We start from the raw sequence: 23,872 nt of genomic DNA, 5'->3' as shown, positions 1-23,872 counted from the left end.
TCGTTTGACCTGGTTTTTACTATGTCTGAAGCATCGCTCTATTTCCTGCAACAGCTCATAAACGGGCTGACGATCGGGTCCACTTATGCCCTGATCGCCATCGGCTACACAATGGTCTATGGCATCATCGGCATGATCAATTTCGCCCACGGCGAAATTTACATGATCGGCTCCTATATTTCGTTCATCGTCATCGCCGGCCTGCTCGGCATGGGGATGGTCGCGCTACCGGTTATCCTGGTCATCGCCCTTGTGGTTGCCGTGCTGATGGCCAGCACCTACGGCTGGACCGTCGAGCGCGTGGCCTATCGCCCGCTGCGCGGGTCCAACCGGCTGATACCCCTGATATCCGCCATCGGCATGTCCATCTTTCTGCAGAACTACGTGGTTCTGGCCCAGGGTTCGCGTGATGTTGCCCTGGCCCCGCAGATTAGCGGCGGCTGGACATTTGGCGACCCGCAGCTGTTCGAAGTCTCGCTGTCCTACATGCAGCTGCTGATCTGGATCGTGACGCTGGTCTGCATGACCGTGCTGACGCTGTTCATATCGCGCTCACGCATGGGTCGTGCCTGCCGTGCCTGCTCTGAAGATCAGGGCATGACCAACCTGCTGGGCATCGATACCAACCGCACCATCGCCATGACCTTTGTCATCGGTGCAGCACTGGCGGCCGTGGCCGGCCTGTTGCTGGGCCTGTATTACGGCGTGGTGAACCCCTTTGTCGGTTTTATTGCCGGACTCAAGGCCTTTACCGCGGCAGTGCTCGGCGGTATCGGTTCGATCCCCGGTGCCATGCTCGGTGGCTTGATCCTGGGTGTCACCGAAGCCCTGACCTCGGCCTATTTCCCGTCTGAATACAAGGATGTGGTGTCCTTCGGCCTGCTGATACTGATTCTGCTGTTCCGCCCCAGCGGTCTGCTGGGCAAACCGGAAGTGGAGAAAGTATGATGCGCCAGAATTTTTACGCCGCCGTCTTTGCTGCCGGCATTACCCTGATCCTAACCTGTCTGATGGTGGGCGTTAAGCTCACCTCCGAAGGCACCGAGCTGCGCGTGGTGGGTGCCACCTCGGCGCAGTGGGCCTGGATTCTGTCCGGCATTGCCATCGTCTTCCTGTCGCAGCTGTTCCGTGATCATATCAGCGCCGCCAGTGCCGGTATTCCCCGCCCTGACTTTGGCAAACTGCTGCCCGCCGTATCCGTGCAGGCGCGGCTCAAGCCCTGGCTGATTGCGGCCGTGATCGTCGGCCTGGCTGTCTGGCCCTTCATGGTGTCCCGCGGCGCTGTGGACCTCGCCACCCTGACACTGATCTATATTATGCTGGGCCTGGGGCTCAATATCGTGGTGGGTCTGGCCGGCCTGCTGGATCTGGGCTATGTCGCCTTTTATGCCATTGGTGCCTATACCTATGCGCTGCTGTCGAGCTACTTCGGCCTGTCGTTCTGGATCTGCCTGCCGATTTCGGCGTTGCTGGCGGCCACCTTCGGCTTCGTGCTCGGGTTTCCGGTACTGCGCCTGCGCGGTGACTATCTGGCCATCGTGACCCTGGGGTTCGGCGAGATTATCCGTATCCTGCTGAACAACTGGACAAGCCTGACCGGCGGCCCCAACGGCATTTCGGGAATCGACAAGCCCACCCTGTTCGGGCTGGACTTCAACCGTCGTGCGGCAGAAGGCCAGACCACCTTCCATGAATTCATGGGTATCGACTATTCCAGCAGCTACAAGGTGATCTTTCTCTACCTGATTGCCGTGCTGCTGGTGATCTGGGTGCTGTTCGTCATCAACCGGCTCATGCGCATGCCGATCGGCCGCGCCTGGGAAGCGCTGCGCGAGGATGAAATCGCCTGTCGCTCGCTGGGGCTGAACCGCACCGTGATCAAGCTCTCGGCCTTCACCTTCGGCGCCTCCACCGCCGGTTTCGCCGGCTGTTTCTTTGCCGCGCGCCAGGGCTTTATCAGCCCCGAGTCCTTCGTCTTCATCGAATCGGCGATCATCCTGGCGATCGTGGTGCTCGGTGGCATGGGCTCGCAGTTCGGCGTTATCCTGGCGGCGATCGTCATGACCATCCTGCCGGAGTTCGCCCGCGAGTTCTCGGAATACCGCATGCTGCTGTTCGGGCTGCTGATGGTGCTGATGATGCGCTGGCGTCCACAGGGTCTGCTGCCGAGCAAGCGTCCGCACATGGAGTTGAAGCGATGAGTCAGTTACTGCTGGACGTAAACGGCCTGACCATGCGCTTTGGCGGCCTGGTGGCGGTGAATGCCGTCAATCTGGCGGTCAGGAACCGTCAGATCGTATCCGTCATCGGCCCCAATGGCGCCGGTAAAACCACCGTATTCAACTGCCTGTCCGGGTTCTATCCGCCCTCGGACGGCAGTGTGATGTTCAAGGGCGAACAGATCGCCGGCCTGAAGGATTTTCGCATCTCCCGCAAGGGACTGGTGCGCACCTTTCAGCATGTGCGGCTGTTTTCCAACATGACGGTGATCGAGAACATGCTGGTGGCCCAGCATCGTCACCTCAACACCAACATTGCAGCCGGTCTGTTCAAAACCGCCACCTACCGTCGTCTGGAGCAGGAAGCGATGGATCGCGCCGCCTTCTGGCTTGAGCAGGTCGATATGCTGTCCTTTGCCAACCGCGAAGCCGGCAACCTGTCCTACGGCCAGCAGCGGCGACTCGAGATCGCCCGCTGCATGGTGACACAGCCGGAACTGCTGCTGCTCGACGAACCGGCAGCGGGCCTCAACCCCAACGAAACCAAGCAGCTTGACGAGTTGATCGTACGCCTGCGCGATGAGCACGAGATTTCGGTATTGCTGATCGAGCATGACATGAGTCTGGTGATGGGAATCTCCGATCACATCTACGTGATCGCCCAGGGCACCCCCCTGGCCGACGGCACGCCAGATGAGATCAAGCAAAATCCCGACGTCATCAAGGCTTACCTCGGAGAGGAATGACATGCTGCAGATCAACAACATAAACACCCACTATGGGCCCATACAGGCGCTGCATGATGTCTCGGTCGAGGTCAAAAAGGGCGAAATCGTCACGCTGATCGGTGCCAACGGCGCCGGCAAAACCACCCTGATGATGACCATCTGCGGGGATCCCCAGGCCACCAGCGGAGAAATCCGCTTCGATGGTGAAGTGATCACCGGCCAGCCCACCGCACAGATCATGCGCAAGGGGCTGGCCATCGTGCCGGAAGGGCGGCGGGTCTTCGCCCGCCTTACGGTGCAGGAAAACCTGCATATGGGCGCCTATTTTCGCACCAAGGCCGAATACGAAGAGACCCTCGAACAGGTGCTGCTGTTGTTCCCGCGCCTGCGGGAACGTTTCAGCCAGCGGGCCGGCACCATGTCCGGCGGCGAACAGCAGATGCTGGCCATTGGCCGCGCCATGATGAGCCGCCCACGCATGATCCTGCTCGATGAACCCTCGCTCGGGCTGGCGCCCATCATCATTCAGCAGATCTTCCAGATCATCGAAAAGCTGCGCGACGATGGCGTCACCATCTTCCTGGTGGAACAGAATGCCAACCAGGCGCTTAAAATCGCCGATCGGGGCTATGTGCTGGAAAACGGTCGCGTGGTCCTCAGCGGCAGCGGCACTGCGCTGCTTGACGACGAAAACGTGCGCAAGGCCTACCTGGGCGGCTAAGCACAGGGTGCAGGATACCCGCCAGGGATGGCGGCAGGCCCCACACGGAGGGCCGCCCCACGGATGGCCGCCCCACGGAAATACTGCGATTGCAGGAGCCTGCATCGGTGAAGTACATGCCGGTACAACCCTGTTGCGCATAAAAAAAGAGCGCTGCCACTGGCTGCGCTCTTTTTCTTTGCTTACTCAACGTATTACGCTTGTCCCGCTCGACCTCGCTTGACGATCAAACGCCCTCTTCGCGGCGGTACTGCCGCGCCTGGGACGCCATGCGGATATGGGAATTGGCTTCCCCATAGCGGTCATAGCTGCCAGTACGCTGCACCACCTCGAAGAAGACGCCGTGGGCTTCGCGGGTATAGAAGTGAAAGAACTCTCCGTCGTCGTTTCGATCGTAAAGAATGTTCAGGCTGCGCATCCGCTGCAGTAACTCGGGATCAAGCGCAAAACGTGCATCCAGATCACGGTAGTAATTTTCCGGCATCGGCAGCAACTGGTCTGCACTCACCGCCTCGGCCGAGGCAAAGATGTCGTCACATGAAAAGGCGATCTGCTGTACACCGGAGCCCTTGGACTTGTGGATAAAGCGCTGCGCCGACGCTTCGCGCGCCGCCGTCATGTTGATCGGAATCCGTACCCGGCCATCTTTGCTCTTGGCCACCCGGCTGACCACCAGACCATAGATATCCGGCAGGTCAGTACTGGCCTCTACGTCGAACCCGAACAGCGACTTGTAGAAGAAGGACGCCGACAGGAAATCCGTGTTGGATACCGTCTGACCGAAATGGTCGATGCGCTGCAGTCCCACGGCGCTATTGCCGTCCTCGTTCAGCGGCACAAAGTCGATATCAAAGAAACGGAAGTTGCCCGGCCGTTCCACGAAGTACACCAGGCTGTCGCCAATCCCTCGAATCGCCGGAATGTTCAGCTCGCCCGGGCCCGCCTGGTTGGCAAAGCGACTGCTACGATAGCGCTCGGTACGCGCCAGCATGGCGGACAGGTCCGTGGTGGCAAACGCCAACGCACAGACAGAAACACCGTGGGCCTGGTAGTGTTCATGGGCCTGGCTCAACGGCTCACGGTTCAGCACCAGGTTGATGTCGCCCTGGCGCATCAGGCTTACATTCTTGGAGCGGTGTTTATGGGTTTCATGAAAGCCGAGATTCTGCAGCAGCTGCTCCAGCTCGGCGCCACTGTCACCCTCTACTGCAAACTCAATAAACTCGACATCGGTAATCTCGGGCTGAGGTGGTGGCGTGGCCGTCGTTTGCTCATCCAGCCAGATGAGGGAGCGCATGCCATCCACCGCCTTTTCCAGCGGCGACGATGAGCGGAATTCGTCGTTGAAGATTTCATGGGACAGGTAGTCATCGAAGCCCTTGTCCCTGAGGCACTGCACAAACTCCACCACCGGCAAGTCGCCCTGGCCCGGGAAACAGCGGAAATGCCGGCTGTAGTGCAGCACTTCCATCTGCAGGCTGGGCGCATCCGCCACCTGCACCAGCGCAATTTTTTCCAGCGGAATCTCATCACGCAGCACGTCCAGGGTGTTGCCGCGGGCGAACATGTGGAAGCTGTCCAGAATGATGCCAAGGTTCGGGTGATCACCCCGTTTAACGATATCCCAGGCGACATCGTAATCGGCGACATAACGGCCCCAGGCCAGTGCCTCGTAACCGATCATAAACCCTTCGTGACGCGCCATCTCCGCCAGTTCGTGCAGGTCGGCAGCGGCGCGGTCACGGTCGTCAATCACATGTGGGGACACATTGCTGCAGATCAGCATGCGCTTGGTGCCCAGCTCATGCATCAGCTCGAACTTGCGCTGGGCGCGATAGAAATTTTGCGTGCGCCAGGGTTCCGGCATCGCTTCGAAATCCCGGAACGGTTGCAGAGCAATGATCTCCAGCCCGAGGTCATCAGCCATTTGACGAACATCCCGTGGCGTACCGTCGAACTGGGTCAGATCGTTTTCGAAAATCTCGATGCCATCAAAGCCGGCCTTCGCCGCTGCGCGCAGCTTTTCCTGCAGTGAACCTGAAATCGTGACCGTCGCGAGTGCCGTTTTCATGTTGTATTCCCGAAGATGCCTGAGCCTTTGCCTACGTCGCCTGGGCTTCGCGGAGGGCTGATTTTGTAGTTGCTCTAACACTACCTTTTCTGCAGACGTGCTGAAAAATGAATAATGCAACTATTTAAATATCGAATTTGATATAAATATGACTATATTTAGTCAGCAATGATGCAAAATAACTATGCGTTCAACCATTTAAAAAATATCCTATATTCTAGACAACATTCCGGAGAAACCCATGCTTGAGAACCGCATCAAGTACCGCCACCTGCAGTGCTTTCTCGAAGTGGCGCGCCAGGGCAGCGTCGGTGGCGCCGCCGATGTGCTGGCACTGACCCAGCCGGCGGTGTCGAAAAAGCTCAAGGAACTGGAGGAAATGCTGGGCGTGCGGCTGATGGAACGCAGCAAGAAAGGTGTCGAACTGACCCAGTTTGGCGAAGTATTCCTCAGATACGCCGGCGCCAGCGTTGCAGCCCTGCGTGAGGGCACCGACAGCATTGCCCAGGCACAGCAACGGGGCAAATTACGCCTCAGTGTAGGCGTGCTGCCCACAGTGGCCACCAGCATTCTGCCAAGAGCAGTGCAGCGCTTTCGCCAGGGCGGCATCGACGTCACCCTGAACCTGCAGTCCGGCCCTAACGCGTTGCTGCTGAGCCAGCTGCGGGTCGGTCAGCTTGACCTGGTGGTGGGCCGGCTGGCCGAACCCGAGCTGATGTCCGGCCTGTCGTTCCAGCACCTCTATTCAGAAAAAATCGCCTTCACCGTGCGGCCAAGCCACCCGTTATTGAAACATCCGCAACTGAATGTGCGTGACCTCAACGACTACACCATACTTTACCCGCCCAAGGAGTCCATCATTGCCCCGACCGTTGAGCGCTTTCTGATCAGCCAGGGCATCGGCGCACTGCACGATCGCATCGAAACGGTATCCGACGCCTTCGGCAAGGAATATATCCGCCAGACTGATGCCATCTGGATCATTTCCAGGGGCGTGGTGGCGCGGGAAATTGCCGACGGCATTTTCAGCGAATTGCCGCTGGACACCCGTGAAACCCTTGGGCCGGTAGGCCTGACCACCCGGGCGGATACCCTTCCGTCTCCGGCGCTGCAGCTGTTAATGAATGCCGTGCGTGATGTGGCCCTGGCAATAAAGTCTGCAGACCCCAACACACATATCAATAAGAGCATATAAAAACAACAAAACCTCATTTTACATGCCGGAAGAAGTAGGCGAGAGTAAGGGCATAGACTGCAACCACACCAGGGTCAATGAATATGCAAAGCCTGTCGCTAAACGGAGAATTCATCCACTACCAGCTCGACGGTCCGTCTCATTTGCCGCTGCTGGTTTTTTCCAACTCGCTGGGGACCGACCTGCGAGTCTGGGATCCTCTGCTGCTGGAGCTGACAGACCAGTTTCGCTTCCTGCGTTACGACAAACGCGGTCACGGCCTGTCATCATGCCCACCCGCACCCTACACGCTCGACCACCATGTCGATGATCTGATCGGGTTGCTGGATGCGCTGGAACTGAACCAGGTAACGCTGTGCGGCCTGTCGGTGGGCGGCCTGATCGCCCAGGGCGTGGCAGCCAGACGGCCAGAGCTGGTGAAGAACCTGATCCTGTGTGACACCGCTCACAAGATCGGCCCCGAATCCGGCTGGGACAGCCGCATCGATACGATACGGGCGCACGGCCTGGAGTACATTGCCGATGCCGTTATGGAACGCTGGTTCGCCGCGAGCTTTCGCGAGGAAAAGGCCGCCGAAGTTGTACTGTGGCGCAACATGATGATCCGTACCCCGGTCGAAGGCTACATCGGCACCTGTACTGCCATCCGTAACGCCGACCTGACGACAAGCAGTGCGGCACTGACTCAGCCAACCCTGTGCATCGTCGGTGATGAAGATGGAGCCACTCCACCGGAGCTGGTGCGTTCCACCGCAGAACTGATTCCCGGTGCACGTTTCGAACTGCTGGCCAATGCCGGCCACCTGCCCTGCGTTGAGCAGCCCAAGGCGCTGGCCGCGCTGATCCGTGACTTCCTGGCTGAGGTCACCGAACCGCTGAGCCGCTATGAGCAGGGCATGCGGGTACGTCGCTCGGTACTGGGCAACGCCCACGTCGATCGTGCCGAAGCCAACAAAACGGCCTTTGACAAGCCGTTCCAGACCTTCATCACGGAAGGTGCCTGGGGCTCGGTCTGGAGCCGCCCGATCCTGAGCAAGCGGGACCGCAGCCTGATCACCATCGCATTGATGGCGGCCCTGGGCCACGAGGAGGAGCTGGCCATGCATATCCGCGCGACCGCCAATACCGGTGCTACGCTGGACGAAGTCCGTGAAACCCTGCTGCACCTGGGCGTATACGCCGGTGTACCAGCATCCAATGTCGCCATTCGCATTGCCAAGGAAACCTATACCGGCATGGGAATCGCTATTGATGAAGGTAAAAACTGAGATGAGCACAATAACAAAGCGCGACTGGGCCAGCCATGCGGCCTATATCAGCCCTGAATACAAATCCACCGTGCTGCGCGGCGTGTCGCAAAACCTGGTGGACATCGATCCCGAACTGTCCGAGCTGACGGGACCGGCGTATGGTCTGGAGGCTCTGGGCCCGCTGGATCACGACCTGACCAAGAACGGCCAGATCAACGGTGAGCCACTGGGCGAGCGCATCGTTGTGACCGGTCGCGTGCTGGACGAAAACGGCAACCCGGTGGCCAATACCCTGGTGGAAGTATGGCAGGCTAACGCCGCCGGCCGTTACGTGCACAAGGCCGATCAGCATGACGCACCGCTGGACCCGAACTTCCTGGGTTCCGGCCGCTGCCTGACCGATGCCAATGGCGGCTACCGCTTTTACACCATCAAACCCGGCGCCTACCCCTGGGGCAACCATCCCAACGCCTGGCGCCCAAACCATATCCACTTTTCGCTCTTTGGTGCATCCATCGCGAGCCGCCTGGTGACCCAGATGTACTTCCCGGGTGATCCACTGCTGGCACTGGACCCGATCTACACATCAGTGCCGGAAGGCGCCCGCGAGCGCATGATCGCCGATTTTTCAATCGATGTTACCGAAGAGGGTTTTGCGCTGGGTTACATCTTCGACATCGTACTGCGTGGCGTGAATGCCACCCCAATGGAGGACTGATTCATGTCACTGAAACAGACACCGTCCCAGACCGTCGGCCCCTATTTCGCCTACGGCCTCACCGCCCAGCAGTACCATTACCCCCAGACCCAGGTCGCCAGCGGCCAGATGGCCACCGACCAGACCCTGGGCGAACGTATCCGTATCGTTGGTCAGGTGTTCGATGGCCAGGGACAGCGGATCAACGATGCCATGATCGAGCTGTGGCAGGCCAATGCCGCCGGGCGCTTCAATCACCCCAACGATGCCCGTGAATCCCGCGCGCTGGAGGCGTCGTTCAAGGGATTCGGCCGCGTTGGCACCGGCACCACGCCCGACAACAGCTTTCGCTTTGACACCATCAAGCCGGGTGCGGCGCAGCAGGGCCGGGCGCCTTTCATTTCGGTGATCGTGTTTATGCGCGGCCTGCCGAATCACACCTATACCCGCCTGTACTTCAGTGACGAGGCCAGCCTCAATGCCGAGGATCCGGTGCTGAACAAGGTTGGCGCGGCACGACGCGACACCCTGATCGCGACACGACACGAAACGTCCACCGGCGTGGAGTACCGTTTCGACATTCACATGCAGGGCCCGCAAGAAACCGTGTTCTTTAATTTTTGAATCAGGAGACAGCCATGACCAATCCATGCATTATCAGCGTTGCCATCACCGGCTCCCTACCGCAGAAAGCCAACAACCCGGCGGTGCCCATCACCCCGGCCGAGCAGATTGAATCGACCCACGAAGCCTTCGAGGCCGGCGCCACCCTGGTGCACCTGCACGTGCGCAATGAAGACGGCACCACCTCGTCGGACCCGGAGCGCTTCGCCCAAGTACAGGACGGTATTCGCAAGCACTGCCCCGGCATGATCATTCAGTTCTCCACCGGCGGTCGCAGCGGCCAGGGTGACGAGCGTGGCGGCATGCTGCACCTCAAGCCCGACATGGCCTCCCTGGCCACCGGTTCCGTCAACTTCGGTTCCATCGTCTATGCCAACTCGCCGGCACTGATCGACGACCTGGCCGAGCGCATGCTGAAGTACGACATCAAGCCCGAGATCGAAGCCTTTGACCTGTCGATGGTGTTCAACACCGCCAAGCTCGTCGAACGTGGCCTGATCAAGGCACCGGTGCACCTGCAGTTCGTGACCTCCATTCCGAATGCCATTCCGGCCAATCGCGAAGTGCTGGAGTTCATGATCAAGCAATACGAAAAGGTCTGCCCCGGCGGCACCTGGACCGCCGCCGGTATCGGCAAGTACCAGCTGATTCTCAACCAATGGGCACTGGAACTGGGCGGCCATGTGCGCACCGGACTCGAAGACAACGTGCGCTTTGACAAGGACACCCTTGCCAAAAGCAATGCCCAGCTGGTCGAGCGTCTGGCCGACATGGTCGTCGAGCATGGCCGTACCGTGGCCACGCCCGCCGAAGCCCGCGCAATTCTGGGTCTGAGGCCTGCCTGAGACAGACCTGCCTGACCGTAATACAGAAGCCACCGGGGCCGCAGGCTCCGGTGGCGCAACGCCAGCTTCGCCTGACAGGCTCTAATAACGAGGGATCATTCCATGACCAAGTTTGTATCGTTAAAGGACGCAATCGCCGAAAACGTCTTTGACGGCGATGTGATCGCCCTGGAAGGTTTTACCCACCTGATTCCCTACGCCGCCGGACACGAAATCATTCGGCAGCAGAAAAAGGACCTGACCCTGATCCGCATGACCCCGGACCTGATCTACGATCAGCTGATCGGCATGGGCTGCGTGAAGAAGATGATCTTTTCCTGGGGCGGCAACCCGGGCGTCGGTTCGCTGCGCCGCTTCCGTGATGCCTACGAAAACGGCTGGCCCCGCCCGCTCGAGATCGAGGAACACAGCCACGCCGCCATGGCCAATGCCTATGAAGCCGGTGCCGCCGGCCTGCCCTGCGCCATTTTTCGCGGCTACCTTGGGGCAGGCCTGGCCGAGGTGAACCCGAACATCCGCAGTATCGAATGTCCGTTTACCGGCGAAAAACTGGCGGCCGTGCCGTCGATTCGTCCCGATGTCACCGTGATTCATGCCCAGAAGGCCAATCGCAACGGTGATGTACTGATCGAGGGCATCGTCGGCGTGCAGAAGGAAGCCGTGCTGGCCGCCAAGCGCGCCATCGTCACGGTCGAGGAGATCGTCGATAACTTCGACGACGTGCATCCCAATGCCTGCGTACTGCCGAGCTGGACCCTCAAGGCAGTCGTCCAGGTTCGCGGTGGCGCCCACCCGTCCTATGCCAAGGGCTATTACGATCGCGACAATGCCTTCTACAAGGCCTGGGACCCGATCGCCAGCGAGCGCGAGTCCTTCCAGAGCTGGATGCAGGACAATGTCCTGAACGTTGGCCCCGATGCCTTCGCCAGCCGCGTCGCCTTCACCAACGCCGAGCAGTAACAGGAACGCCGACATGAATTACACTCCGACCGAAATGATGACCGTGGCCGCGGCCCGTGCCATCCGCAACGACGATGTCTGCTTCGTCGGCATCGGCATGCCATCGGCGGCCTGCAACCTGGCCCGCCTGACCCATGCCCCCGATGTCACCCTGATCTACGAATCCGGCACCATCGGTACCAAGCCCGACGTTCTGCCGCTGTCCATCGGTGACGGTGAGCTGTGCGATACCGCTGTCACCACCGTCGCGGTACCGGAAATGTTCCGCTACTGGCTGCAGGGCGGCCGCATTTCCGTTGGCTTCCTCGGCGCCGCCCAGCTCGACAAGTTCGGCAACCTCAACACCACCGTGGTTGGCGGCGACTACCATCATCCAAAAGTGCGGCTGCCCGGCGGCGGCGGCGCGCCGGAGATTGCCACCTCCTGCGGCGAAATCTTCATCGTCATGAAGCAGTCCAAGCGCGGCTTCGTCGAGAACATCGACTTCATGACCTCGCTGGGCCATGGCAAGACCGGCAAGGAGCGCGAGGCGCTTGGCGTCAAGACCAAGGGCCCGAGCCGGCTGACCACCGACCTGTGCATCATGGAAACGGACCCCGATACTCGGGAATTCGTCGTCACCTCCATCCACCCGGGTGTGACCCGCGAACAGATTCGTGACAACACCGGCTGGGCGGTCCGTTTTGCCGAGCAGGTGGTTGAAACACCGGCACCCAACGAAATCGAACTCGGTGCCCTGCGTGCGCTGAACGAACGCACCGCCCGTGCCCACGCCGGCCAATAAGGAAACCGCCATGACCGTTGCCTACATCTGCGACTACGTGCGCACCCCGATCGGCCGCTTCGGCGGCAGCCTCGCCACCGTGCGGCCGGACGACCTCGGCGCCGTGCCGCTGAAAGCGCTGCTCGAGCGCAACCCGCAGCTCGACCCGATGGCGATCGACGATGTCATCTTCGGCTGCGCCAACCAGGCCGGCGAAGACAACCGCAATGTCGCGCGCATGTCGCTGCTGCTGGCCGGCTACCCGACCGCGGTGACCGGCACCACCATCAACCGCCTGTGCGGCTCCGGCATGGACGCCATCCTGATGGCGGCCCGCGCCATCAAGGCCGGCGAAGCTGACCTGATCATCGCCGGTGGCACCGAGAGCATGACCCGTGCCCCCTTCGTGATGCCCAAGGCCACCAGCGCCTTTTCGCGCCATAACGAGGTGCACGACACGACTATCGGCTGGCGCTTCGTCAATCCGCAGATGAAAGCCGCCTATGGCGTCGACTCGATGCCGGAAACCGGCGAGAACGTGGCCGAGCAGTTCGGCATCAGCCGCGCCGACCAGGACGCCTTTGCGCTGCGCTCCCAGCAGCGCGCCGCCAAAGCCCAGGCCGACGGCATCTTCGCCGAGGAAATCGTGCCGGTGAGCATCCCGCAGCGCAAGAAGGACCCGATCCTGTTCGCAGAAGACGAACACCCGCGCCCGGACACCACCGCCGACATTCTGGCCAAACTGGGCACACCCTTTCGCCAGAACGGCAGCGTCACCGCCGGTAATGCTTCGGGCGTCAACGACGGTGCTGCGGCGCTGATCATTGCCTCCGAAGACGCCGTGAAAAAATACGGCCTGACCCCGATCGCCAAGGTGATTGGCGGCGCGACGGCCGGCGTTGAGCCGCGTATCATGGGCTTCGGTCCGGCGCCGGCGAGCCAGAAACTGTGCCAAAAGCTTGGCATGACCATCGACCAGTTCGATGTCATCGAGCTGAACGAAGCCTTCGCGTCCCAGGCCCTGGCCACGCTGCGCGATCTGGGTCTGGCGGACGATGCCGAACAGGTCAACCCCAACGGCGGCGCCATCGCCCTGGGCCACCCGCTGGGGGCCTCGGGCGCACGCATCACCGGCACGGCAGCACTGGAGCTCAAGCGCCGCGGCAAGCGCTTTGCACTGGCCACCATGTGCATCGGTGTCGGCCAGGGCATCGCCATCGCGCTGGAAGCCGTTTAAACCAGGACACCGAACCGCTGGCGACCGGATGTCGCCGGCGCGGGAACAGGAGATCCTTCCCGGTTCGGCGTTATACATTCAGAGAGACACACCATGATTCAGGTATCACCCTTCGACTCCGTCCTCTACGGCGCCCTGCTGTCTGACAGCGAGGCCGGCGTCTGGCTGAATGATCAGGCCAAGCTAAAGGCCATGCTCAGAGTCGAGGGGGAACTCGCGCAGGCCCAGGCCGAAGCCGGTCTGATTCCGGCGGATGCGGGCGCTGCCATCGCCACGGCGGCAGCCTCGCTAACCCCTGATGCCGCTTCCCTGGCCGACGGTACAGCCTCGGCCGGTGTGCCGATCCCTGCGCTGGTCAAGGCGCTGAAAGATGCTCTGCCCGCCGACCAGGACCAGGCCCGCTGGGTTCACTTTGGCGCCACCAGCCAGGATATCGTCGATACCGCACTTATTCTGAATTGCCGCGAGCTGATCACACTGTTCGAATCACGTATCAAGGCCATGATTACAGCCCTGGCGGATCTGGCAGAACAACATCGCGACACCCTGATCGCCGGACGCACCCGCACCCAGCAGGCCGTGCCCATGAGCTTCGGCTTCAAGATCGCGCAATGGCTGTCGCCGTTGCTGCGCCAGCTCGAACAGTTGCAGGAACTCAAGCCCAGGCTGCTGAAAACCCAGCTCGGTGGTGCCGTTGGCACCCTCGCCGCCATGGGCGACAAGGCCGACCTGACCGGACAGATCCTGGCCCGCAGGCTAAATCTGGCCTGCGGCAACAACTGGCACACCCAGCGCGACAGCCTGGTGGAATTTTCCAGCTGGCTCAGCCTGACAAGCGGCGCGCTGGGCAAGGTCGCGCAGGACTGGCTGCTGATGTCCCAGACCGAAGTCGGCGAAATACGCTTCAGCAATGGCGGCGGTTCCTCCACCATGCCGCAGAAATGCAACCCGGTGAACGCCGAAATCATTTTGGCCATGGCGCGCCACAATGCCGGCCTCGTCGGCCAGATGCACCAGGCCATGCTGCATGAACACGAACGCAGCGGCAGCAGCTGGGCCCAGGAATGGCTGGTGTTGCCACAGCAACTGATGGCGACCGCCGTGGCGCTGAAACACGGCCTCGAAGCCCTGCAATACATTGAAATCAATACCGACCGCATGCTGCAGAATCTTGGTGCCTTCAATGGCGTGATCTACGCGGAAGCTGCCACTTTCGAGCTGGCGCGCAGCATGCCGCGCGACCAGGCGGCCGGTATCCTGAAACAGGCCTGTGCCCAGGCGATTCAGGGTCCGCAGCACCTTTTCGACATCGTAGCCCAACTCAGTGGTATCCAGCTGGATATCAACCAGATGCAGCAGCGTTTGCTCACCGATGGCGCCACCACGGCCTGGCTCGACGCCGTGCTGCAACGGGCGCGCACGCTGACACAGCCATAGCAGACACTACCCTATCGTTACCCTGTTGCCACGGAGGCACGCATGCTGGCTGTTCTGTCGACCACCGCGCCGATCTTTCTGCTCATTGCTCTGGGTTTTATCGCCGTACGAACACGCCTCATGCCCGCCGATGCGATACCCGGGCTCGGCCGCCTGGTGATGTATATCGCCATGCCGGCGATGATTTTCAGCACCCTGTCCAACATGAAATTCAACCAGGTCATTGATCCGACCTACCTGCTGGTGTACGGGGCAGGTTCGGCGCTGGCGCTGGCAGCCGGCCTTGGCCTCAGCAAACTGCTGTTTCGGGATTCCATCGACGCTAGCGGCGTCAAGGCCATCGGCATGGCGGTGTCCAACAGCGCCTTTTTTGGTTTCCCGGTGCTGGTACTGGTGTTCGACGACCCGCCCACCAACGCCTTTGCCATGGCCCTGATGATCGAAAACATGCTGATATTGCCGCTGGCGCTGGTAATCATCGAATACGGCGTTGGGCGCCAGAACGGCACCAGTCTGGCCAGTGTCTGGAAGTCGGTGCTGGTACGGGTCATGAAAAATCCGCTGATCATTGCCATTGTCGCCGGGGTATTGGCATCAGCCATTGAACTGCAGCTGCCCGCGGTGATGCTCAAGAGTCTGGGCATGCTGTCAGGCACGGCCGCCCCGGTGGCGCTGTTCGTGGTCGGAGGTTCCCTGGTCAACAGTTCGCTGCGCGGCAACATGTCGGAAATTGGCCTGGTGGTGGCCGGCAAGCTGGCACTCCACCCGCTGATGATGGTGCTGCTGATCTGGCTGCTGCCGGACTTCGATCCGCGCCTGCAACTGGCCGCCGTGCTGATGGCCGCCATGCCGATGATGAGCATCTACCCGATCATCGGCGGCAATTACGGCTACCGCAACCTGTGCGCCAGCACCCTGCTGGTGACCACGGTGGCATCTTTCGCCACCATCACACTGACGCTCAGACTACTGTTGTAAAGTGCCAGATCACCTTTAGAGCGGCAATTCGCTGCCCTTGCTGATGTGTTCGCTGAGTAACGCCTTGGCAGCATCCACCTGGTCGTCCAGCACCAGCTGCAGCAGCTGCTGGTGCTCATCCGCCACGGCCTCGCCACGGAACGGCCGTTTTTTCAGTGCCAGCACCTGGTAGCGCATGAAGAGCTCCAGAACGGAGGCATGGTAACGGATCAGCTGATTGGAGCCGCTGTTGGAGACGATGGTCATGTGGAAATCGCGATCTGCCTTTTCCCACTCGCTGGCATGGGCTGATTCATCTTGCATCATCAGCTTTTCCATGCAGCTGAGCCGGTAATGGGCGCCGATCAACGCAGACTTCCAGTTCATCCGGTTGCTGTGATTGGCCATGGATTTCTGCAGACCGAGAATTTCGAGTTGCACCCTGAGTTCGATCAACTCGTCCAGATCGGATACGGAAACCGGATTCACTCGAAAGCCCTTCTGATCCTCAAAGGCAACAAAACCATCGGAGACCAGCCGCATCAGGGTTTCACGCAGGGTATTCACACTCACGCCATAGCTGGCACGAAGCTCGTTGAGCTTCAGCTTCTGACCCGGTCCCAGTTTGCCGGTGACGATGTCATTACGCAGGCTCTCGTACGCCGTCTGTCCAACCAGTTTACGGTCCACCGCAGTGTTCATACGCATTCTCACAAGGTATCTGACATTCAGGATTTCGCTCAATCTTACTCCAAATACAGGCTATTTTCTGCGCTTCCAGCGCCCAGCCTGTCATTCTCACCCCCCACGACGCCCTGCGTCGCCGCTAGCAAGATCGCCACGGATGACGGAGGACCGCCCCGCGGAGGGCCGCCCCACGAAAATCCTGTAAACGAAGAAGCGGTTTACAGGGACCGCACATCCTGTACATCGCCGCTCCTGCGCATCCATGCGCCCGCGGCATACGTACATCCTGTACATAAAAAAAGACCGCGTCAGACGCGGCCAGGCTCTATGTGAGCAACACAAAAAAGAGCTGCAGGGTGCCGCCCCGGCAAAAACAGCGACCCGCACAAGAGCGGGCCGGCTGGCAATGGATCATCAGGTGATCAGGCCGCTCTGGATGTCGAACTTCTGCTTGAAACGCTGCAGGACCGCCTGGGCATCGGCGCGTATGCCGGTGAAGATTTCAAACGCATCAATACCCTGGTAAATAAACAGGTCGAACCCCGAGACGATGGCCAGGCCCCGGCGATGCGCCTGGACCAGAAATTCGGTATCGATGGGTGTATAGACCGCATCGAAGGCCCAGCGCTGCGGACCGATCAGCTCAGCCGCAATCGGCAGACCCGGGGTCTTGTAGTGTCCTACCGGCGTACAGTTCACCAGGCCATCGGCACTGGCCGCCGCAGTCGCCAGGCCCTCGGGCGAGACACAGGATGCCTTGAACCCCGCCGCATTCAGTGCCGCGGCCAGGGAGGCTGCACTGGCGGCATTGAGGTCCGCGATCATCACTTCGGTGGCACCCACTTCAAACAGCCCAAAGGCCACCGCACGACCAACTCCGCCGGCGCCAATCAGCAGTACCCGTCCTGCGGGTTGCTCGCCGACACGGCCGCGATAGCCACGAATGAAGCCGCTGTAATCGGTGTTATATGCGGCCACCGTGCCGCTCAGATTCAGGGTATTGGTCGAGCCCACCAGCCGAACCCCCTGATTGGTTTCAGCGGCATGGCTGACAGCCAGCTGCTTGTAGGGGAAGGTCACATTGGTGCCCCGATAGCCCTGCTCGCGCAGGCTGTCCAGGGTCGCGACAAAGGCGGCTTCGCTGGCATCCGCCGGCTCGTGCAGTTCGTAGGTCACAGGCTCGTCGTACATTTCACCCAGCATGACATGCAGGGCAGGCGAGCGAGACTGGGCAATGGATTGCCCGATTAGACCAAGTTTCAGCATTCTTATTCTCCAGAGCGAAGCTGCTCCGCCATAGCATTCCAGGGAGCCGCAGATAAACAGGGCAGCGGCACAGCGGTGCACGCCATCCGGACCCGGCGACAGGCAACGCTGTAGCCGGCTGCGTTTTCAGATGGACAGATAATAGCCACCACAACCAATAATCGTCAATATGTATGGTATTTACAAAAATATAGGATACTTTTGCGCATTCGGCTGAAACCCGCATGCCAGCTGGCTTGAGACGGCATGAGGCGATTAACATATCGAAATCGACATATAAAACAAACAAAATGTCATTCTTCATATCGACCTGCGTATTTCACCTTCAACACTGTCGGCCGACAGGCCACCGTGCAGACTAAGAGCCTGAAATTACTGGGTTTAAAGCACCAATCAGGCAATACCAGGGCGATAGCAAACAATGCCACCAAAAATATAGGAGATTTTTAACTTAAACCTACGAACTTGACCGTAATCAATACTGTTGCTAGCCTGCATTCCAACTCAGGGCCACCCTGATACGCGCAAGCATTCACAACAACAAGCGATGCCGGATTCATACTGAAGCCCGTCAGTGGAGAGAAGAATGAAACTTTCAACAAAAAAAATAACACTGGGTTTAGCCACTGCTGCCGCCATGTTCGCCCTGCAGGGCCAGGCTGCGGACATTGAACTGACCCTGGGTCACGTCGACCCGCAGGAATGGACAACCTCCAAAAAAGGCGCGGCCTCCAAGGTCTTCAAGGATCTGGTTGAAGCCGAGTCCGGTGGCCGCATCGCTGTTAACGTTTACCCGGCCGGCCAGCTGGGCGGTGAAACCGACCTGCTGCAATCCGCCCAGGAAGGTACCCTGAGCATGGCAATGGTGTCCGGTGCTTACTCCAAGCTCTGTGCCGAAGCGTCCGTACTGGAAATTCCCTATCTGTTCCCGTCTGCCCCCACCGCCTGGGAGGTGCTGGACGGCGAGTTTGGCCAGGCACTGGGCGAGCACTGCCTGCAGAAAACAGGCCTGCGTACCCTTGCCTACGGCGAAACAGGCTTTCGCAACTTCACCAACTCCAAACGCCCGATTAGCGAACCCAAGGACCTGGAAGGCCTGAAAATTCGCGTCATGACGACACCGTTGTACGTCGAGATGGTCAAGTCACTGGGTGGCGAGCCGACCCCGATCGCCTGGCCTGAAGTCCCTTCAGCCCTGGCAACCGGCGTGGTCGACGGTCAGGAAAACCCGGTCAGCGTTATCTATGGCAACAAGTTCTACGAAATGCAGAAGTACATCAGTCTCGATGGCCACGTCTATGGCACCGACTTTATCCTGATGAATGACGAACTGCTGCAGAGCATGAGCCCCGAGGACCAGGCGATCATCAAGCGCGCCGCCAAGGTCGCAGGTCTGGTCGGCCGCGCCATTCAGCAGGTTAATTCCGCCGAAGGCCTGGCCAAGCTGGCCGAGAATGGCATGGAAATCACTGTTCCCAATGCAGAGCAGATGGCCAAATTCCAGAGCGCTGCCCAGCCTGCCGTCATTGAGTGGCTCAAAGGCGAAATCGATCCCAGCTGGATCACCAAGGCTCAGGATGCGGTAAAAGCAGCTACTTCCAACTAGCCTTTGCTGAACGGTACGCGCTGGGAGCGCTAGGCTCCCGGCGCTTGCACACCTACCTGTTTTCCGGGATTACAGCTTATGAAGCTCATCTATAAGAACGTTCTGTCCTGGCTGACAGGCAGTTCACTGTTTATCGTCTTTGCGGTCGTGCTGGCCAGCAGCATGAGCCGTTATACCCTGAATTCCCCCATCCTTTGGAGCGAGGAAGTCGCCAAGTTCGCCATGATCTATGGCGCCATGTTTGGCAGCATTCTGTGCTATCTCGAAGGCATCCATATCAAGTTCAGCTTTGTAGAGGACAGTGTTCCGGCGCCTATTCGTCGACTGCTGGCCATCGCCGTCGACCTCGTATCCCTTGCTGCAGGCGCCGTACTGGCCTGGTCCGGCTACCTGTTTGTCCTCAAGCGCGGCGCCATCCTGGCACCCGGTACCGGCCTGCCGATGTACCTGTTTCAATCTGCCATGATCGCTGGCGGTATCGGCCTGATACTGGCGGCCCTGATCAAACTGGCCGAGCATCGAACCAGCACTTCGGCTTAGCAGCCGTACACCGACACATCTGAACAAGGCAAAGGCGCCCAGCGGCCCGGCTCTTCACTCGCCACGCCCACGCGACGCCCAATAGAGCGAATAAGACTATGGTTGGATTTCTGATACTGTTCGTACTGCTGGCGATCGGCAGTCCCATTGCGTTTGGCATTTTGCTGGCCGTATTTGGGCATGTCTCCCAGACCCCGTTTTCCTTTGGGCTGGTCAGCCAGCGCATTTTTTCAGGCCTCGATTCCTTCGCCATTCTGGCCATTCCCCTGTTTGTACTGGCGGGGGAATTAATGAACGAAAGCGGCATCACCAGTCGCATCATCAACTTTGCCAATGCCCTGGTCGGCCACATGAAAGCCGGCCTGGCACAGGTCAACATCTGGGCGTCGGTGATTTTCGCCGGGCTTTCCGGCTCCGCCGTGGCTGACACCTCTGCGCTGGGTCGCATCTTTATCCCCACCATGGAGAAGGAAGGCTATCCGCGCGATTTTGCCGCGGCACTGACGGCTGCCTCATCGGTGATCGGCCCAATGATTCCGCCCAGCATTCCAGTCATTATCTACGCCCTGATCACCTCCGGCGTGTCGGTACCGGCGCTGTTTCTGGCGGGTGTTGCCCCCGGCGTGCTGCTGGCCATTGGCCTCTCGGTCTATGTACGTTTTTTCGCCGCTCACTACGCCCCGCTGCGCGAAAAGCTGTCTGCCAAAGAGCGTATCAAGGCCTTTGTCGATGCGCTGATCCCGCTGTTTATGCCGGTCTTTATCGTCGGTTCCATCATTACCGGTATCGTCACCCCCACCGAGGCCGCAGCCCTGGCAGCCGGCTATGCCCTGATCGCCGGCATGTTCGTACTGAAGAGCCTGCACCTGAGCCAGCTGCCACGCATTTTCACCCGCGCCATGCGTGACTCCTCGGTGATTCTGATCATTATTGCCGTGGTCGCTGCGGCCAACTGGATGCTCACCTTCTCCCGTGTGCCCCAGACCGTCAGCAGCTTCGTGCTGGACGAGATATCGAGCCCCTGGGTATTCCTGATTGCAGTGAACCTGATTCTGCTGATTGTTGGTCTGTTCCTGGAAGGCATCGCCGCCATGCTGATTCTGCTGCCGATCCTGCACCCGATCGCCATGAGCCTGGGGATCGATCCGACGCACTTTGGTATCGTGGTGATCTTCAACCTGATGATCGGGCTGGTCACGCCACCCATGGGCATCTGCCTGTTCGTGTCCAACTCGATTGCCAACGTAGGCATGGGGGCGATTTCACGCCGCATTATGCCCATGTTCCTGGTCGAACTGCTGGTGTTGATCATCATCACCTTTATCCCGCAGACCGTGACCTTCATTCCCAGGCTGTTTGGCTACTGATAATCGGGGAGTTTGATATGAGTAAACGCATCTATGTACTGAATGGTCCGAACCTGAACCTGCTGGGCACCCGCCAGCCGGAGGTCTACGGCCATGAAACCCTGGACGACGTGCACAAGCGCCTGCTCAGCCGAGCGGTGGAGCTGGGTTTTGGAATCGTTTTTTTCCAGAGTAATCACGAAGGGGAAATCATCGACAAAATTCACGAAGCCCGCGGCCAGGCGGATGGCATCATCATTAATCCGGCGGCCTATAGCCACACTTCGGTGGCTATTCTGGATGCGCTGAACACCTTTGAAAAGCCGGTCATCGAGGTGCACATTTCAAACATCCACAAGCGCGAAGCCTTCCGGCATCACTCCTTTGTCTCGGCGCGGGCCGAAGGTGTGATTGCGGGGCTGGGGACGCTGGGCTACGTGCTGGCGCTGGAGTACTTCGCAAACGCCGGTTGAGCATTCAGTACTGTTAACTCGAACTTGCTGCGTGGCAGGCCAGGATGCGTGTCACGCAGGAAACAGCCAACCGATCTACCGCTTGTTATCGACGTCAGCCGGGGCCACGGAATCCCGTGGCTTCCGGCCTCCCCCCTCGTCCTGGCGACCCGTGGCAATCAGCACACTCTGATCCACGATCACCTCGGCCAGCGTGATCACCGTGCGGGCCATTTCCCGTGACAGGTTAATCATCAGCAAGCCAAAATCATCCGGAGCACTCAGGTGCAGCTCATAAAACTGGTCAGTGGAAATATCCACCAGAACAGTGGGTTCCTGAGCAACGCTGGTCGACCAGCGGTCGTGCAGGCCGATCATGTCGACGAAGCCAAGCTGTTCACCCGTACGGTACAGCCGGGTCAGTGCATCGCGATCATGATGATGCATGTAGAGGGCAATCGTGCCCTTGAGAATGACATAAAAGCCGACGGTCTTGTCACCCGGTCGGTAGAGCACTTCCCCCCGGGACAGCTCCATGACCTTGCCGGTTTGGAGCAGGCTGCGGATTGTGCTGTCCTGCAGGGCACCGAAGGTCGACAGGGCTCGAAAATAGTCGGCGCCCCATTGCTGCCACGGCTCATCCCCGGCAATAGTCTTCATTGATTATGCCCCGCAAAACTGTACAGGTATTGTTAACCTGGCTGGCACTCAGGCTCTCTACCTTATTGCCTGTCACACCACAAAACGGGCGCAAGTGCACCGACATGCGTTTTGTGTGGCGCTCGCATTGGGCCATTTTTCAAGGAAAGGCCCAATGATGAAGCATCCCTGCTCCAGCTATTAACTCACCGCGCTACTACCTCTATAGGTAGCACAGCCGGCCCAGACTTTCCCGCTCATCCACCGCCACCCAGGAGGGTGTGTACTCGTGTACTGTTGCACCCTATATGAAGCTTATAACGGCCCCTTTTCCCGCCATCCTGCGTTGTTCGTTGTCGCCAGAGCCCCACTATGACTCCGCCTCACGCCTTGACTGGCGAAAAAATGAGCGCATTCTAAAGCACCACCAAGAGTGCAACCGTACACTAGGCGAGAAACTCGGCCCGGGTGCGGGCGTTGCTTTTGAAGATACCGCCCAGTGCCGTGGTCTCCGTCTGAGAATTGGCATCCATCACACCGCGGGACTTCACGCAGTAATGCACCGCATTGATACTGACCGCCACGTTATCAGTGCCCAGCAGCGTTTGCAGCGCCACCAGAATCTGCTGCGTAAGGCGCTCCTGTACCTGCGGCCGCTGGGCGAAGAAGCGTACAATGCGGTTGATCTTGGACAGACCGATAATGGTCTGATCCGGGATATAGGCCACCTTGGCGACACCGTCGATGGTCACGAAGTGGTGCTCACAGGTGCTGACGACACTGATATCCCGCACCTTGACCATTTCCTCCACCTGCATTTTGTTCTCGATCAGCGCCATCTTGGGAAAGTGCGCATAATCGAGCCCAGCGAAGATCTCGTTGACATACATTTTGGCAATGCGATGCGGCGTTTCGGCCAGGCTGTCATCACTGAGATCCAGTCCCAGCGTACCGACCACTTCGGTCATCAGGCCTTTAATGCGCGCGTACTTTTGTTCACTGCTCATGCCATTGTCGTTCAGCGGGGTTTCCAGTCCGCGTGCAACAAGCACTTCTCGAACGAGCTTCGCTTCGTTGGATATCATTTTTCCACCCTGGGTTTGACGGGAGTACGGCGACTCACACACTCGATATGCCGTACCTTTTACACTTCTTATTGGCAGAGCAGCTTTCGCAAGAAGCCTGTTCTGACTCCGTTTTTGAGCCACAAAAGGGCTCCGTCCTAATTTAGTAACGTGATATTAACAATAGGCGGGGCGGCTGAATACTTTATATACGAAAACCGGATCAGATTGACCTGATCCGGTGCGCTAATAATGTACTGAATGCTTTACAGCGCTAGAGCTCGCCTGCGGGCGCACTCCGAACACCATGTCACATATTTACGGTTACTTACGTGCTACATAACGGCATTGACCTGATAATCTGAGCAGGACGACAGACAGTAGGACTATACGTACACCAGCCTGTCGCCCTGCTCAGATCAGGGCAACAAATTACAGATCACCGAACAGTGACCGTTTCCGCTCGCCCAGAAGGCGGACGGCACCGGCCGCCCGACTCATTTCCAGACTCAGGACGGGAACGCGAACTGCGCCCCTTCGCGCACACCGGCCGACGGCCAGCGCTGCG

The 23,872-nt window shown here is 59.4% G+C and carries 23 protein-coding genes; 18 read left to right on the top strand and 5 right to left on the bottom strand.

All coding sequences use genetic code 11. The features are described 5' to 3' along the window. Positions 1-21: 21 nt before the first annotated feature. Genes livH through F451_RS0121685 form a run of 4 tightly spaced genes read left to right on the top strand, consistent with a single transcriptional unit; the run spans position 22 to position 3,668 of the window. Entirely contained in the window at positions 22-948 is a 927-nt protein-coding gene (livH, locus tag F451_RS0121700) for a high-affinity branched-chain amino acid ABC transporter permease LivH (protein WP_026291963.1), read from the top strand. Then, positions 948-2,201, top strand: a complete 1,254-nt coding sequence (locus F451_RS0121695; RefSeq protein ID WP_026291962.1) for a high-affinity branched-chain amino acid ABC transporter permease LivM — start codon at positions 948-950, stop codon at positions 2,199-2,201. The genes livH and F451_RS0121695 overlap by 1 nt, the downstream gene beginning before the upstream one ends. Then, a complete protein-coding gene (gene livG, locus F451_RS0121690; RefSeq protein ID WP_020683522.1) occupies positions 2,198-2,965 on the top strand; it encodes a high-affinity branched-chain amino acid ABC transporter ATP-binding protein LivG in 768 nt (255 codons plus the stop codon). Before F451_RS0121695 ends, livG begins: the two co-directional genes overlap by 4 nt. A 1-nt stretch (position 2,966) precedes the next feature. Further along, complete coding sequence (locus F451_RS0121685; RefSeq protein ID WP_020683521.1) at positions 2,967-3,668, top strand: ABC transporter ATP-binding protein; 702 nt, start codon at positions 2,967-2,969, stop codon at positions 3,666-3,668. Between the two features lie 226 nt (positions 3,669-3,894). Here F451_RS0121685 and F451_RS0121680 read toward each other — a convergent pair whose 3' ends face one another. Next, positions 3,895-5,739, bottom strand: a complete 1,845-nt coding sequence (locus tag F451_RS0121680; RefSeq protein WP_020683520.1) for a bifunctional sugar phosphate isomerase/epimerase/4-hydroxyphenylpyruvate dioxygenase family protein — start codon at positions 5,737-5,739, stop codon at positions 3,895-3,897. A gap of 241 nt (positions 5,740-5,980) precedes the next feature. Here F451_RS0121680 and pcaQ point away from each other — a divergent pair, with 241 nt between their 5' ends. The 10 genes from pcaQ (at position 5,981) to F451_RS0121630 (ending at position 15,725) form a co-directional block, all read left to right on the top strand. Next, a complete protein-coding gene (gene pcaQ, locus F451_RS0121675) occupies positions 5,981-6,934 on the top strand; it encodes a pca operon transcription factor PcaQ (RefSeq protein ID WP_020683519.1) in 954 nt (317 codons plus the stop codon). Positions 6,935-7,011: 77 nt separating this feature from the next. After that, on the top strand, positions 7,012-8,202 hold the full coding sequence (gene pcaDC, locus F451_RS0121670; protein WP_156826590.1) for a bifunctional 3-oxoadipate enol-lactonase/4-carboxymuconolactone decarboxylase PcaDC: 1,191 nt from the start codon (positions 7,012-7,014) through the stop codon (positions 8,200-8,202). A gap of 1 nt (position 8,203) precedes the next feature. After that, positions 8,204-8,902 carry a protocatechuate 3,4-dioxygenase subunit beta gene (gene pcaH / locus F451_RS0121665; RefSeq protein WP_205624054.1) on the top strand — a complete coding sequence of 233 codons (699 nt, stop codon included), beginning with the start codon at positions 8,204-8,206 and terminating at the stop codon, positions 8,900-8,902. 3 nt (positions 8,903-8,905) lie between these two features. Further along, positions 8,906-9,505: a protocatechuate 3,4-dioxygenase subunit alpha gene (pcaG, locus tag F451_RS0121660; RefSeq protein WP_020683516.1), complete on the top strand. Its 600-nt coding sequence runs from the start codon at positions 8,906-8,908 to the stop codon at positions 9,503-9,505. Between the two features lie 14 nt (positions 9,506-9,519). Beyond that, complete coding sequence (locus tag F451_RS0121655) at positions 9,520-10,350, top strand: 3-oxoadipate:acetyl-CoA acetyltransferase (protein ID WP_020683515.1); 831 nt, start codon at positions 9,520-9,522, stop codon at positions 10,348-10,350. Positions 10,351-10,452: 102 nt separating this feature from the next. Further along, positions 10,453-11,310, top strand: coding sequence for a CoA transferase subunit A (locus F451_RS0121650; protein WP_020683514.1), 858 nt, complete (start codon positions 10,453-10,455; stop codon positions 11,308-11,310). 13 nt (positions 11,311-11,323) lie between these two features. Beyond that, the gene (locus tag F451_RS0121645; RefSeq protein WP_020683513.1) at positions 11,324-12,094 is read left to right on the top strand and encodes a CoA-transferase subunit beta; all 771 of its coding nucleotides are present in this window, start codon (positions 11,324-11,326) and stop codon (positions 12,092-12,094) included. 10 nt (positions 12,095-12,104) lie between these two features. After that, positions 12,105-13,310: a 3-oxoadipyl-CoA thiolase gene (gene pcaF, locus F451_RS0121640; protein ID WP_020683512.1), complete on the top strand. Its 1,206-nt coding sequence runs from the start codon at positions 12,105-12,107 to the stop codon at positions 13,308-13,310. 93 nt (positions 13,311-13,403) lie between these two features. Beyond that, on the top strand, positions 13,404-14,747 hold the full coding sequence (locus F451_RS0121635) for a class-II fumarase/aspartase family protein (RefSeq protein ID WP_020683511.1): 1,344 nt from the start codon (positions 13,404-13,406) through the stop codon (positions 14,745-14,747). 42 nt (positions 14,748-14,789) lie between these two features. Then, the gene (locus F451_RS0121630; RefSeq protein WP_020683510.1) at positions 14,790-15,725 is read left to right on the top strand and encodes an AEC family transporter; all 936 of its coding nucleotides are present in this window, start codon (positions 14,790-14,792) and stop codon (positions 15,723-15,725) included. 15 nt (positions 15,726-15,740) lie between these two features. Here F451_RS0121630 and F451_RS0121625 read toward each other — a convergent pair whose 3' ends face one another. Together F451_RS0121625 and F451_RS0121620 are read right to left on the bottom strand one after the other, a co-directional pair. Then, positions 15,741-16,406, bottom strand: a complete 666-nt coding sequence (locus tag F451_RS0121625; protein ID WP_026291961.1) for a GntR family transcriptional regulator — start codon at positions 16,404-16,406, stop codon at positions 15,741-15,743. A gap of 399 nt (positions 16,407-16,805) precedes the next feature. Next, positions 16,806-17,657 (bottom strand): shikimate dehydrogenase family protein, encoded by an 852-nt coding sequence (locus F451_RS0121620; RefSeq protein WP_020683508.1) that lies wholly within the window; start codon positions 17,655-17,657, stop codon positions 16,806-16,808. 586 nt (positions 17,658-18,243) lie between these two features. Between F451_RS0121620 and F451_RS0121615 the strand changes: the two genes are divergently transcribed. The 4 genes from F451_RS0121615 to aroQ all read left to right on the top strand — a co-directional run bounded on the left by F451_RS0121615 (position 18,244) and on the right by aroQ (position 21,622). Further along, positions 18,244-19,263: a DctP family TRAP transporter solute-binding subunit gene (locus F451_RS0121615; RefSeq protein ID WP_020683507.1), complete on the top strand. Its 1,020-nt coding sequence runs from the start codon at positions 18,244-18,246 to the stop codon at positions 19,261-19,263. A 78-nt stretch (positions 19,264-19,341) separates the two neighbouring features. Then, on the top strand, positions 19,342-19,803 hold the full coding sequence (locus F451_RS0121610; protein WP_020683506.1) for a TRAP transporter small permease: 462 nt from the start codon (positions 19,342-19,344) through the stop codon (positions 19,801-19,803). Between the two features lie 98 nt (positions 19,804-19,901). Next, a complete protein-coding gene (locus F451_RS0121605; RefSeq protein WP_020683505.1) occupies positions 19,902-21,170 on the top strand; it encodes a TRAP transporter large permease in 1,269 nt (422 codons plus the stop codon). Between the two features lie 17 nt (positions 21,171-21,187). Then, complete coding sequence (aroQ, locus tag F451_RS0121600; RefSeq protein ID WP_020683504.1) at positions 21,188-21,622, top strand: type II 3-dehydroquinate dehydratase; 435 nt, start codon at positions 21,188-21,190, stop codon at positions 21,620-21,622. A 75-nt stretch (positions 21,623-21,697) separates the two neighbouring features. Here aroQ and F451_RS0121595 read toward each other — a convergent pair whose 3' ends face one another. Both F451_RS0121595 and folE read right to left on the bottom strand, forming a co-directional pair. Next, positions 21,698-22,261, bottom strand: coding sequence for a Crp/Fnr family transcriptional regulator (locus tag F451_RS0121595; protein WP_020683503.1), 564 nt, complete (start codon positions 22,259-22,261; stop codon positions 21,698-21,700). A 425-nt stretch (positions 22,262-22,686) separates the two neighbouring features. Next, positions 22,687-23,325, bottom strand: a complete 639-nt coding sequence (folE, locus tag F451_RS0121590; RefSeq protein WP_020683502.1) for a GTP cyclohydrolase I FolE — start codon at positions 23,323-23,325, stop codon at positions 22,687-22,689. Positions 23,326-23,872 lie beyond the last annotated feature (547 nt).

The sequence above is a fragment of the Marinobacterium rhizophilum DSM 18822 genome (assembly GCF_000378045.1).
GTDB classification, from domain to species: Bacteria; Pseudomonadota; Gammaproteobacteria; order Pseudomonadales; family Balneatricaceae; genus Marinobacterium_A; species Marinobacterium_A rhizophilum.
The sequence above is the reverse complement of the archived record's forward strand: the minus strand, read 5'-3'. Positions and strand labels throughout refer to the sequence as shown.

Coding starts and splice junctions, on each gene's coding strand:
- F451_RS0121685 (WP_020683521.1), top strand. CDS start 2,967: ATGCTGCAGATCAACAACATAAACACCCACTATGGGCCCATACAGGCG.
- F451_RS0121650 (WP_020683514.1), top strand. CDS start 10,453: ATGACCAAGTTTGTATCGTTAAAGGACGCAATCGCCGAAAACGTCTTT.
- F451_RS0121620 (WP_020683508.1), bottom strand. CDS start 17,657: ATGCTGAAACTTGGTCTAATCGGGCAATCCATTGCCCAGTCTCGCTCG.
- pcaH (WP_205624054.1), top strand. CDS start 8,204: ATGAGCACAATAACAAAGCGCGACTGGGCCAGCCATGCGGCCTATATC.
- aroQ (WP_020683504.1), top strand. CDS start 21,188: ATGAGTAAACGCATCTATGTACTGAATGGTCCGAACCTGAACCTGCTG.
- pcaDC (WP_156826590.1), top strand. CDS start 7,012: ATGAATATGCAAAGCCTGTCGCTAAACGGAGAATTCATCCACTACCAG.
- F451_RS0121605 (WP_020683505.1), top strand. CDS start 19,902: ATGGTTGGATTTCTGATACTGTTCGTACTGCTGGCGATCGGCAGTCCC.
- F451_RS0121635 (WP_020683511.1), top strand. CDS start 13,404: ATGATTCAGGTATCACCCTTCGACTCCGTCCTCTACGGCGCCCTGCTG.
- pcaQ (WP_020683519.1), top strand. CDS start 5,981: ATGCTTGAGAACCGCATCAAGTACCGCCACCTGCAGTGCTTTCTCGAA.
- pcaG (WP_020683516.1), top strand. CDS start 8,906: ATGTCACTGAAACAGACACCGTCCCAGACCGTCGGCCCCTATTTCGCC.
- livG (WP_020683522.1), top strand. CDS start 2,198: ATGAGTCAGTTACTGCTGGACGTAAACGGCCTGACCATGCGCTTTGGC.
- F451_RS0121595 (WP_020683503.1), bottom strand. CDS start 22,261: ATGAAGACTATTGCCGGGGATGAGCCGTGGCAGCAATGGGGCGCCGAC.
- F451_RS0121625 (WP_026291961.1), bottom strand. CDS start 16,406: ATGAACACTGCGGTGGACCGTAAACTGGTTGGACAGACGGCGTACGAG.
- F451_RS0121615 (WP_020683507.1), top strand. CDS start 18,244: ATGAAACTTTCAACAAAAAAAATAACACTGGGTTTAGCCACTGCTGCC.
- F451_RS0121630 (WP_020683510.1), top strand. CDS start 14,790: ATGCTGGCTGTTCTGTCGACCACCGCGCCGATCTTTCTGCTCATTGCT.
- pcaF (WP_020683512.1), top strand. CDS start 12,105: ATGACCGTTGCCTACATCTGCGACTACGTGCGCACCCCGATCGGCCGC.
- F451_RS0121695 (WP_026291962.1), top strand. CDS start 948: ATGCGCCAGAATTTTTACGCCGCCGTCTTTGCTGCCGGCATTACCCTG.
- F451_RS0121610 (WP_020683506.1), top strand. CDS start 19,342: ATGAAGCTCATCTATAAGAACGTTCTGTCCTGGCTGACAGGCAGTTCA.
- livH (WP_026291963.1), top strand. CDS start 22: ATGTCTGAAGCATCGCTCTATTTCCTGCAACAGCTCATAAACGGGCTG.
- F451_RS0121655 (WP_020683515.1), top strand. CDS start 9,520: ATGACCAATCCATGCATTATCAGCGTTGCCATCACCGGCTCCCTACCG.
- F451_RS0121645 (WP_020683513.1), top strand. CDS start 11,324: ATGAATTACACTCCGACCGAAATGATGACCGTGGCCGCGGCCCGTGCC.
- folE (WP_020683502.1), bottom strand. CDS start 23,325: ATGATATCCAACGAAGCGAAGCTCGTTCGAGAAGTGCTTGTTGCACGC.
- F451_RS0121680 (WP_020683520.1), bottom strand. CDS start 5,739: ATGAAAACGGCACTCGCGACGGTCACGATTTCAGGTTCACTGCAGGAA.